The organism is Algoriphagus sp. (genome assembly GCF_029254265.1).
Lineage (GTDB): Bacteria > Bacteroidota > Bacteroidia > Cytophagales > Cyclobacteriaceae > Algoriphagus.
The window spans coordinates 48,215-59,949 of record NZ_JAQWXX010000109.1; the positions used below are offsets into that span (position 1 = coordinate 48,215).

Genomic DNA, 11,735 nt, shown 5'->3' on the forward strand with positions numbered 1-11,735 from the left:
ACTAAGAGATCTATTCCCCAATCCACTCTGCAACAAATAAGTTGGTGTCCCGAGTGCCACCGTTATTTCTATTGGAAGCAAAAACCAAGTATTTGCCATTGTTAGAGAAAACCGGAAAGGCATCAAAAGTGCCGTCATTGGTAATTTTGGTTAAGCCTGTTCCATCAAGATTGATCATAAAAAGGTTGAAAGGAAATCCTCTTTCAGTCTGATGGTTGGAAGCGAAAATGATTTTTTCACCCGATGGATGAAAGAATGGAGCCCAATTGGCCTTACCAAGATCAGTTAATTTCCGTACGTCTGTTCCATCTGCATTTGCAACGTAAAGCTCCATACTGGTAGGCATCACAAGTCCTTCAGCCAGCAAATCTTTGTATTCTTTAATATCAGCTTCGGTAGTTGGTCTAGAAGCTCTCCAGATTATTTTAGAACCATCAGGAGAGAAGAAGGCTCCACCATCATACCCTAAATCTGAGGTGATTTGTTTCACATCAGTCCCATCAATATTCATGGTATAAAGTTCCAAATCACCTGTTCTCAAAGAAGTAAAAACGATTTTATCTCCTTTTGGAGAGACGGTAGCTTCAGCATCATAGCCGGGCTCATTCGTCAGTTGATTCAAGAGATTGCCATTGAGGTCTGCAGTGAAAATATCAAAGGAATCATAGATTGGCCACACATATTTTCCATCTGTTCTAGGTTCTGGGACAGCAGGACAATTGTCACCTCCCAAGTGAGTAGAGGCGTAGACAATGGTCTTATTGTCTGGTAAAAAGTAGGAACAGGTGGTTCTGCCCAGTCCAGTACTTAGTCGCTGTGGTTGGTTGTTTTTCAGATCATCCGTCTGCCAATTTGTATAAAAAATCTGATCACATTCATTTCCCCAGCCTGAAAAATCAGATTGAAAGACCAACATTGAATCGTCAAATGACCAATAAGCTTCTGCATTATTTCCTCCAAAGGTAATCTGCTTGATATTTTTCAGATACTTCATTTCTTCAGGTTGAAGGAGTAAAGAGTCAGAAGCTGAATGAGCGGTGGATTCAGTAGATTCAACAGTTTCAGTTTTTGGGTTGCAGGCGAATGTCGCAAACAACACGAGGATGATAAGTGCTCTCATTTTTGTTTTTACAGCTGTTTAAATTGCAGCGCGAAGATACCAATTATTATCTTTGGGGTAAAATCAATATTCCGATGAATCAGAAATCAAAATATATCCTCCTTCTTCTAGCTGGCTCCCTTACGATGTGGGGTTGCGATACAGCTCCTACGGATCAAAGCCTACTTGAAGGTTTAAAGACAGATGTCACTTATCTAGCTGCTGATGACCTTGGTGGAAGAGCTATAGGTTCAGATGGTGAACAAAGAGCTGCAAAATACCTGGAAATAGAGTTTGAGAGGATAGGTTTGGAACCAAAAGGCACAGAATTATACTTTCAACCTTTTACTGTTTCCAAGCCTACTAATCCCCATGAAGAAGCTGTAATCGGCACAGATGGTGAGGGTGTTACCGGGACAAATGTAATTGGCTTCATCGATAATCAAGCAGACAAAACCATCGTGATAGGAGCTCATTTTGACCATTTGGGAATGGGTGCGCAAGGTTCGCTTCACCGCGGCGATTCAGCGATTCACAATGGTGCCGATGATAATGCTTCGGGAACAGCTGCACTAGTTGCATTGGCAAAGATTCTCAAGCATCAAAAACACAGTTCAAACTTTCTATTTATCGCATTTTCAGGTGAGGAAAATGGGCTTTGGGGTTCAAACTACTTCGTGAAAAACCCTACCATTGATCTTTCAACAGTGAACTATATGATCAATATGGATATGGTTGGCCGAATGAATGAGGAGAAGACCTTAGCAATTAATGGTGTGGGAACCAGCCCTTCTTTCCTGCCAATTTTAGAAACTGTAAATACAGATAGCTTGAAATTAGTGACTTCAGAGTCTGGGGTAGGACCTTCTGATCACACTTCTTTTTACCTTCAGGATTTGCCGGTCCTTCATTTTTTCACTGGTCAGCATGAAGACTATCACAAACCTTCGGATGATTCTAACTTGATCAATTACGATGGGTTATTACTTGTTGTGAAGTACATCGATCGTCTGGTGGGTCAATTGGATGCTGAGCCTAAATTAGCCTTTACCAAAACAAAAGATAGCAATGGAGACTCTCCTCGCTTCACGGTTTCGCTCGGAGTGGTTCCTGATTATTTATATGACGGCAAAGGCATGCGAATCGATGGAGTATCTGAAGATAAGCCAGCGCAGGCTGCTGGTCTGATGAAAGGAGACATCATTTTGCAAATGGGTGATTCCACCATAGTGGATATGATGAGCTATATGCGAGCGCTGAGTGCCTTTCAAAAAGGAGATTCTACTTCAGTAACTTATGAAAGAGCAGGAGCAAAATTGGAAGCGAAAGTGAAATTTTAGAATGATGGGTGTCTGATGACCGATGCCTATACAACAACAAACAATTCAATTATAGTTTTAAAAGAAAAACCGCTGAAAAGATCTCAGCGGTTTTTCTTTTGTTTAGCCTTTTTGAATTCGTGTGTCACAATAAACATAGAGCATGCTACAGGATTTAGATTTTTCTGTAGGCCTTTACATTCTGCTAGATTGATCAGTTGTCGAGCATAAAAACCTGCTTCTGCTGCATCTTCGAAAGCTTTGAAACCGGTTCGAATAGGTGGATTGTCTAAATAGGAAAAGTCACCTTTTAAAAAACTCGAAATCGAATCAATATGGGTGATGAAAGGTCTTCCCATTCCAATCAAATCACATTCTCCATTCGCAAGGACCTCGTTGCAGAAATCAAAAGATCGAAATCCGCCTGTTATCATCAAAGGAACTTGGCTGATTTGCCGAACTTGCTTCGCAAAATCTAAGAAATAGGCCTCCCGCTTTTGTGTACTTTCTTTTTTTGTTTTTTCCTCTTTCCCAAGGAAAAAGGTGACCCGCTCGTAAGTTCCTCCAGAAATTTCAATCAGATCTATTCCTGCATCACTTAGTTTTTTGACCACTTCAAGCGAATCAGATTCTGTGAATCCACCCCGTTGGAAATCAGAAGAATTTAGCTTGACAGAAATCGGAAAGGATTTGCCAACTTCCTCGCGACACTCGTTTACGATTTGCAACAAAAGGCGGCTTCTGTTCTCCAGACTTCCTCCCCATTGATCTGTTCTATGATTGGTTCTTGGAGAAAGAAATTGGCTCAGCAAATAGCCATGAGCCGCATGGATTTGGATTCCGGTAAAACCTGATGCTTTTGCGATTTTTGCGGCCAGTCGAAAACCAGAAATCACCTGTTGGATATCCTGTTCAGTCATTGCTTTTGGAGTGCCAAAAAGAAAAAGTTTATTCAACTTAACAGCGGAGGGTGCTTTGGGGTGGGGATTCACAAAGCGATTGGTTTGCCTTCCGGAATGTGAAATCTGCGCCCAAAGATGATTGCCATTGACTGTCCCCGCTGCGGTCCATTTTTTCAATTTTGGCATCATTGCTTCATCACCAAAGAAGACATTCCCGGCAGACTCCATGTGATTCCGATCTATCATCACATTACCAGTGATCAGCAATCCGGCGCCAGTTTGTGACCAAAGCGCATAGAGATGTTCATGCTCTGGAGTGGGTTCGTAGGCTGAATCACTCATCCGCTCGGTCATAGGAGCTTTGGCTAATCTATTTTTAATAATTGCGCCGCAAGGAAGCGTGATGGAAGATTGGAGGTGATTCATGTTGTTTTTTAAAACGTCAATAATTTTATGCTAATCTGTCTGTAAAGATGCTGTTTTTCAAAAATAATGAGCTTTTGAACTTAAGATTTACAAGTAAAAATTGAAGGGATGGCTGAGCATGAGCCGAATAACTCTATTAATCGGCTCATAAATAGCTAAAATATGAGCCGAATATTCAAAACGCCATTTTTTGGAATTCTAGCCCACCCAAAAGGGTTTTTCTTCTATCTTTGTGCCTGCTTTTGAGGAGGATGTTTCCTTGATTGCGTGAGGGATAGAAGCGGTATCGGCGCACCCCGATAGTTATCGGGGGAGTCGATAAGAGCGGATAGCCCGACCCCGCTTTTTCTGCGGGGGCACGCCCAAAAGAAAAATTTATCACCTACTTGCCTACAAGAAAGGATATTGTGAAGACATACAAAGAATACAAACAGGTCGATTATCCGCAGATCGGAGAGTCGGTTTTAGCATATTGGAAAGCCAATCAGATTTTTGAAAAGTCGGTCACTAACCGTGATGGCGCAGAGACTTTCACGTTTTTTGAAGGACCGCCTTCAGCAAATGGTACGCCGGGGATTCACCACGTGATGGCCCGTACGCTAAAGGATATTTTCTGCCGATACAAGACGCTGAAGGGCTTTCAAGTGAAGCGTAAAGGCGGATGGGATACGCATGGACTTCCTGTGGAGCTTCAGGTGGAGAAGGAACTTGGAATCACCAAAGAGGATATCGGAAAGAAAATCTCTGTGGAAGAATACAATCGCAAATGCCGCGAGACGGTGATGCGATTCAAAAATGAGTGGGATGAGCTGACCGAAAAAATTGGCTATTGGGTCGATTTAGATGATCCTTACATCACTTTTGAACCGAACTATATCGAGTCGCTTTGGAGCTTACTCAAGCGTCTTTATGACAAAGGTTTGCTCTACAAAGGCTATACCATTCAGCCGTATTCTCCTGCTGCGGGAACTGGTTTGTCCTCGCATGAACTCAATCAGCCAGGCACTTACAAAGACGTCAAAGACACCTCGATCACTGCGCAGTTTAAACTGAAAGGTGAGGAAAATACTTACATCCTTGCCTGGACTACCACGCCTTGGACTTTGCCTTCCAATTCTGCCTTGGCAATTGGAGAGAACTTGGATTATGTGAAAGTGAAGACTTTCAACCCCTATACTTTTGAGGCTTGTACCGTGATTTTGGCAAAAGCGAGAATGAACGCTTACTTAAATCCGAAGGCTGCTGAATTGAAATTAGAAGACTATAACCCTGGAGATAAACTGATTCCTTTTGAGGTAGTTAGTGAGTTTAAGGGAAAGGATATGCTAGGCTGGGAGTATGAGCAGCTTTTCCCGATTGAGGAATTGGCTCTGCCAAATCCTGCCTTTACAGTGGTGTCTGGAGATTATGTGACCACCGAAGACGGTACCGGAATCGTGCATCTTGCAAAAGCATTTGGTGCGGATGACTTCCGGACTTTGGTACAGAATAATGTGCCAGGTGTATTTGTGAAAGATGAAAAAGGCAATGATTTGCCATTGGTGGATAGGCAGGGGAAATTCCTTCCAGTAGTGGGTGAATATCTTGCTGCAAAAATGGCGGAGCATTCCATCTCAGCTCACAAGGAGTATGGGCCTGCGGACTTCTATGTGAAAAACTATCTGGAAGAAGACGAAAGCCTGCCCGAGTACAAAAACACGGATGTGATCATCTCGATCATCCTTAAGAATGAAAATAAGGCCTTTAAGGTCGAAAAATACGAGCACACCTATCCACACTGCTGGAGAACTGACAAGCCGGTATTGTATTATCCAATGGATAGTTGGTTTATCAAAACCACAGCCTACAAAGACCGATTGGTTGAGCTCAATAAAACGATCAATTGGAAGCCTGAAGCGACTGGAACGGGTCGATTTGGCAACTGGCTGGAGAACTTGGTGGATTGGAACTTGTCACGATCTAGATTCTGGGGTACGCCACTTCCAATCTGGAGGACAGAAGACGGATCTGAGGAAAAATGCATTGGCTCCATTGCTGATCTTCAAGCTGAGATTGAAAACTCGATCGCTAAAGGGGTGATGGAAAAGTCTCCTTACGAAGGGAAAGAACTTGATCTGCACCGTCCTTTTGTCGATGATGTGATCTTGGTTTCTTCCAAAGGGGAAAAGATGTTCCGTGAGCCGGATTTGATCGATGTGTGGTTTGATTCTGGTGCTATGCCTTATGCGCAGTGGCATTATCCATTCGAAAATGAAGACATTTTCAAAGCGAATTATCCTGCAGATTACATCGCCGAGGGAGTGGATCAAACGCGAGGCTGGTTCTTTACCCTTCATGCAATTGCGGTGATGCTTTTTGACAGTGTGGCTTTCAAAAATGTAATTGCCAATGGGCTTGTATTGGATAAAAACGGTAATAAAATGTCCAAGCGATTGGGTAATGCCGTGGATCCATTCAAAACCATCAAGGAGTACGGTCCGGATGCGGTTCGCTGGTATATGCTGAGCAATGCCAATCCTTGGGATAACTTGAAATTCAACTTAGATGGGGTAACCGAAGTGCAGCGACGCTTCTTTGGCACCCTTCAGAATACCTATAATTTCTTTGCGCTTTATGCCAATCTAGATGCATTCATTTATGATGCAACCAAGGCAGTTCCGGTAAAAGAGCGTGCCGAACTCGATCAATGGATTATCTCTAAGCTTCAAACACTTATCACAGAAGTGGAGGCTGCCATGGATAACTACGACGCTACAAAAGCGACTCGGGCGATCATGGACTTCACTGTGGATCAGCTTTCCAACTGGTACGTGCGACTGGCACGGAAGCGATTCTGGAGAGGCGATATGAATGCAGATAAGCAAGCAGCATACGAGACGTTATACGAATGTCTATTTAGCCTTTCGCAGTTGATGTCTTCTTTTGCGCCATTCTACTCGGATTGGTTATTCCAAAACTTGACAGAAGCTGGTGATTCCACGATTGAGTCGATTCACCTGACGAACTGGAAGAATGCAGATGTTGCCCTGATCAATAAAGATTTGGAGGAAAGTATGGACTTGGCTCAGACGATCTCTTCGCTCGTGCACTCGCTTCGTAAGAAAGAGAAAATGAAAGTTCGTCAGCCCCTTCAGCGAATCTTGATTCCGGTATTGAGTGCTAAAACCCAAGTGCAGATTCAGCATGTGGAAGAGCTCATCAAGTCCGAAGTGAATATCAAAACAATCGAATATATCGATGATGCTTCCGGGATTTTAGTGAAGAGCGTGAAACCTAACTTGCCACTTTTGGGTAAAAAGCTTGGGCCTAAGATGCGATTTGTCGTAGCGGCGATCAACACTTGGGGACAAGAAGAAATCGGACAAATCGAGCGAAACGGAAAGATCAACGTGGATATAGAAGGCGAAGGATTTGAGCTCCTTCTGGAAGAAGTATTGATCTCTTCTCAGGATATTCCGGGCTGGTCAGTGGCGTCTGATGCTGGAGTTACTGTGGCATTGGATGTGACTTTGACTGAGGAATTGAAGCAAGAAGGTGTCGCTAGAGACCTAGTCAACCGAATTCAGAATCTTCGAAAAGATATGGGATTGGAAGTGCAGGATAAGATTAAAATTAAATTGTCGGATGAGAATGAATTGGTAAATGCAGCCGTAGCTGGGTTTGGATCTTATATTGAAGCAGAGACCCAAGCGGTGAGTTTGAGCTTTGAATCTAATTTGGAAGATGCATCTTTGCTGGATATGGACGATTTTAACCTTTCGATAAAAGTAGAAAAGGCCTAAGGTCTAGGGATAAAGTATGAAGAACTACATCAAATATTTTGGAATTGCACTTTTCGTAATTCTTCTCGATCAAGCAGTGAAGATGCTGGTGCATTTCCAAATGGATTTCGGAAGTCCGGGTCAAATCCCAATTTTCGGTGATTGGTTTAAGCTTCATTATACTACCAATCCCGGAATGGCATTCGGAATGCAATTGGGTTCAGAGTATGGCAAATTGTTATTGACATCATTTCGTTTGGTAGCTATGGTCGGAATAGGATATTACCTCTACCACATCATCAGCAAGAAACAACACCCGGTTTACATTCTCTGTATCGCCCTGATTTTGGGTGGAGCAATAGGAAACTTGGTGGATTCTATTTTCTACGGAGTTTGGCTGAATAACGCTCCCTATGATGCCGCTTCACCTTGGTTTCACGGTCAAGTAGTTGACATGTTTTACTTCGATATTTGGGAAGGATATTTGCCGGAATGGATTCCGATTTGGGGGGGGAGTTATACTGCTCTTTGGCCGATTTTCAATATTGCCGATGCTTCAATCTTTATTGGAGTGGCGATTATTTTGATTTTTCAGGGTAGGTTTTTCCCTGAGGAAAAGGAGAAAACAGTAAATAATAAATTGGATACCGAGCCCACTTCGGAAGTCTGATTATAACCATCTTTTTTTATTCCCGAGTTATTCCGTTCAAAGAAAAACTCGGGAATTTTCATGTTTTGGGGTAAATAATCCTTAAAAAACGAGTTTTAGAGCTCTATTTTTCTTAATTTTCACTTTGCATTACGTCTGATTCTTGATGTAAGTGCACATTTCGAATGCTTTTTACCGATTCAAATCGAAAAGCATTGATTCTCAAGACCCAACACCTATGATCGTAGATTCTGACCAGCCCTTTCAGATCGTTTATTCTATTTATAGCCATGAGTACCTCGGACTTTTAATTGAGTCCTTTGTAGTCCAATTGGACGAGCAAGGAAGACTCTCCCTTGCCCATCAAAATATTAGTTCCGCCAATGCTTCTGAATTTGATTCCGGATTGGACAAGGCCGATTATGACTTGATCAAACTGATGGATTCGATGAATCCTGAAAAGCTGGCCAAACCTCACATCAAGCGTGGTAATATTCGCCCGAAGGATTACCTCCATAAAATCTTCGATCCCAAAACTGAGGATAAAAAAGTGCAGGTGATTCTTGAGGATGCTTTGGAAAAGAAACGTAGTCAGATCATGCCCTTGTTGATAGGAAAACGACTTTTTGAAATGAGCAGTGACGGTAATCCAGTTGGGAAAGAAATTGTTGTCAATGCGGAGCGGGCTACGGTTTTATTTCATTTTCATAAAAACGAAGAGAATACTCATTATTGGCCTTCGATCAAATTTAAAGGTGAAAAACTCGATTGGCAGTATAAAAATGGGTATTTGATCTGTAATGAACCTGCTTGGCTCATTGTAAATGGTCAATTGTTTCAGTTTGAAAAAGGAATCGACGGTAAAAAGTTAAAGCCCTTTTTGAATAAGAAATTTATTGTAATTGATAAGCGGATTGAGCCAGGATATTATCGTGGTTTCATGAGTAATCTGATTTCTCAGTTTGATGTCAATTCCATAGGGTTTGATATAAATATTGAGCGGGGCTCGCCTGAGGTTTTTTTGGCCATTAGCGAACTACCCGGAAATACCGGCAAAGATCTTTTTGGAGAGGAAGGTGAGCGCATTGACGAGGATAAGATTGTCTTTGAACTTCGATTCAAATATGGAGAATATGATTTCCCGGTGCAGACGCCTGATGGCGAAAAGCTCGGAAATTCTGTCCGAATGGATGAAAAAGATGGGGTTTACACTTTTTACAAGACGATCCGAAGTACCCAAAAGGAAAAAGCATTTCTAAAATTGCTTCGCGATAAAGGGATGGACTTCAAAATTGGAAAAGTTGCTTTGCCAAAAACCGAAGCTTTTGAGTGGATTGGAGATCAGGAGGATTTTCTGGACATCGAGCGAATTAAAATTCGTCAGAAAGCAGGACCTAAGGGAAAAGTCTATCATATCGGAAAAGCTCAAATTTCGATTGAAGTCAATGAAAATATCGATTGGTTTGATGTCAAGGCTTTGATCAAATTCGGTATTTATCTGGTTCCTTTTGCGAAGCTACGCAAGCTTTTGATTCAAGGGAAATCAGAATTTGAGCTTCCTAACGGAGAGATCGCCGTGATCCCATCTTCTTGGTTTGTGAATTATTCGGAGCTATTCAATTTCATGGAGGACAGGGGAGTGGATGATACCATGGTTTTGCGCAAGCATCATCTGGCACTTGCTAAAGAAATGGAGGAAGGAAACTTGGTGCAAGTGACACTGAGTAGAAAGCTGGAAAAACTTCGGGATTTTGAAGCTATTGAGGAGTATGAATTACCTACTTCATTTGAAGGCACCCTTCGCCCTTATCAGCAAGCGGGTTACAATTGGCTTCGGTTTTTGAACGAATTCAAATTCGGGGGATGCTTAGCAGATGATATGGGTTTGGGAAAGACTGTTCAGACTTTGGCGCTTTTGGCATCCGAAAAAGAAAAAAATCCAAGCTTTACTTCCCTTTTGGTGATGCCGACTTCCCTGATCTACAACTGGGAATTGGAAGCCAAAAAATTCACTCCGGACCTGAAGATTTTGGTCTATACGGGTACGCAGCGAATCAAAGATCCCTGGAGATTTGGAGAGTATGATTTGGTGTTGACCTCCTATGGAATCACCAGATTGGATATCGATGTCTTGAAAGATTTTTTCTTTAATTACATCATTCTTGATGAATCTCAAGCGATCAAAAATCCTTCTAGCAATATCTCCGCTGCGGTAATGCAGTTGAAGAGCAAGCAAAAGCTGATTTTAACTGGTACGCCGGTGGAAAATGGCACTATGGATCTTTGGTCTCAGATGAATTTTATCAACCCTGGGCTTTTAGGAAATCAGAATTCCTTTAAAAAGCAATTTCTATTACCAATCGAAAAGCAAGACGATAAGGATAAGGCCATCAAGCTAAATGCGATGATCAAGCCTTTTATCTTAAGAAGGCTAAAATCACAGGTCGCTACAGACCTTCCTGAGAAAATCACCAATGTGAAATACTCTGACATGACCACCGCTCAGGAGGAAGTCTATGAGGAAGTAAAGAATTATTACCGGGAGAAAATTATCTCCGATATGCAGGCCACTGGAAGAAATAATCAGCAGTTTACGCTTCTCCGTGGCTTGACTCAATTGAGACAGATTGCCAATCACCCAAAATTGGTTCGAGATGACTACGAAGGGGATTCAGGAAAATTGGAGGACGTAACTTACATGCTCCAATCTACCATCTCGGAAGGGCATAAAGTTTTAGTATTTAGTCAATTTGTTCGCCACCTGGCCATTGTAAAAGAATACCTGGAAAAGGAAGGTATTCCCTACGCATACTTAGATGGATCTACCAAAGATCGTCAGGCACAGGTGGAAAAATTCCAAGAACAAGAGGACATCAAAGTGTTCCTGATTTCGCTCAAAGCTGGAGGCGTGGGATTGAACCTCACCAAGGCAGAATATGTATTCTTGCTAGACCCATGGTGGAATCCTGCAGTCGAAGCTCAGGCGATCGATCGGGCACACCGAATCGGGCAGCAGAATAAAGTGATCATCTACAAATTCATCAGCCGAGGTTCGGTGGAGGAGAAAATTATGGCCTTGCAAAACAGAAAACTAGCACTTGCTGGCGAACTGATCAACACGGAGGAAAGCTTTATGAAGAGTCTGGGTCAGGAAGATATTGCGGCGCTTCTGAATTAAGATTTTGGATTTAAAAATTAAAAAGGAAAGATGAGCGTCTTTCCTTTTTTTGTGGAAGGCAAAATCCGATCCCTGTAGGGATTACACCCAGTCCATCGCAATGATTTGACTACGCTGAGGCGGGGCGGGCAATTTTAAATTGTTAAAGGTTAGAAGTTTAACCTTCAATTAATCAATAATGATACTATTAAACAGGACCTATGAAATTAGCTAAGAAATTAGGTTTAAAAAAAAGAAATTAAATATTAAAATAGTATTCAAATGGCTCCAAAATAGTTTTGGAATATGTATATCCGCAATCTTGCCAGTATGATTAAATCGAAGCAATGATGAGTCTGTCAAAGAGTTTTTGACCGAAGTATCTTCTGTTGAGCTTGTAACAAAACTCGTCCAGGTAATTC

6 protein-coding genes are annotated in these 11,735 nt (G+C 42.1%); 4 read left to right on the forward strand and 2 right to left on the reverse strand.

The genetic code is table 11. The features are described 5' to 3' along the window. Window positions 1-10 precede the first annotated feature (10 nt). Complete coding sequence (locus P8O16_RS16625; RefSeq protein ID WP_300316559.1) at window positions 11-1,120, reverse strand: hypothetical protein; 1,110 nt, start codon at window positions 1,118-1,120, stop codon at window positions 11-13. 74 nt (window positions 1,121-1,194) lie between these two features. Here P8O16_RS16625 and P8O16_RS16630 point away from each other — a divergent pair, with 74 nt between their 5' ends. After that, entirely contained in the window at window positions 1,195-2,439 is a 1,245-nt protein-coding gene (locus tag P8O16_RS16630; RefSeq protein ID WP_300316560.1) for a M28 family peptidase, read from the forward strand. 83 nt (window positions 2,440-2,522) lie between these two features. On the opposite strand, the gene P8O16_RS16635 is transcribed toward P8O16_RS16630, so the two are convergent. Then, the gene (locus P8O16_RS16635; protein ID WP_300316561.1) at window positions 2,523-3,746 is read right to left on the reverse strand and encodes an NADH:flavin oxidoreductase/NADH oxidase family protein; all 1,224 of its coding nucleotides are present in this window, start codon (window positions 3,744-3,746) and stop codon (window positions 2,523-2,525) included. Window positions 3,747-4,153: 407 nt separating this feature from the next. On the opposite strand from P8O16_RS16635, the gene ileS reads away from it, so the two are divergent. The 3 genes from ileS to P8O16_RS16650 all read left to right on the forward strand — a co-directional run bounded on the left by ileS (window position 4,154) and on the right by P8O16_RS16650 (window position 11,334). Further along, complete coding sequence (gene ileS / locus P8O16_RS16640; RefSeq protein ID WP_300316562.1) at window positions 4,154-7,528, forward strand: isoleucine--tRNA ligase; 3,375 nt, start codon at window positions 4,154-4,156, stop codon at window positions 7,526-7,528. Between the two features lie 16 nt (window positions 7,529-7,544). Continuing rightward, window positions 7,545-8,177, forward strand: a complete 633-nt coding sequence (locus P8O16_RS16645) for a lipoprotein signal peptidase (RefSeq protein ID WP_300316563.1) — start codon at window positions 7,545-7,547, stop codon at window positions 8,175-8,177. Window positions 8,178-8,394: 217 nt separating this feature from the next. After that, a complete protein-coding gene (locus tag P8O16_RS16650; protein ID WP_300316564.1) occupies window positions 8,395-11,334 on the forward strand; it encodes a DEAD/DEAH box helicase in 2,940 nt (979 codons plus the stop codon). Window positions 11,335-11,735 lie beyond the last annotated feature (401 nt).

What these genes read in the sequence shown, in the direction of transcription:
- P8O16_RS16625 (WP_300316559.1), bottom strand. Translation starts at nt 1,120, where the DNA reads ATGAGAGCACTTATCATCCTCGTGTTGTTTGCGACATTCGCCTGCAAC.
- P8O16_RS16630 (WP_300316560.1), top strand. Translation starts at nt 1,195, where the DNA reads ATGAATCAGAAATCAAAATATATCCTCCTTCTTCTAGCTGGCTCCCTT.
- P8O16_RS16635 (WP_300316561.1), bottom strand. Translation starts at nt 3,746, where the DNA reads ATGAATCACCTCCAATCTTCCATCACGCTTCCTTGCGGCGCAATTATT.
- P8O16_RS16645 (WP_300316563.1), top strand. Translation starts at nt 7,545, where the DNA reads ATGAAGAACTACATCAAATATTTTGGAATTGCACTTTTCGTAATTCTT.
- P8O16_RS16650 (WP_300316564.1), top strand. Translation starts at nt 8,395, where the DNA reads ATGATCGTAGATTCTGACCAGCCCTTTCAGATCGTTTATTCTATTTAT.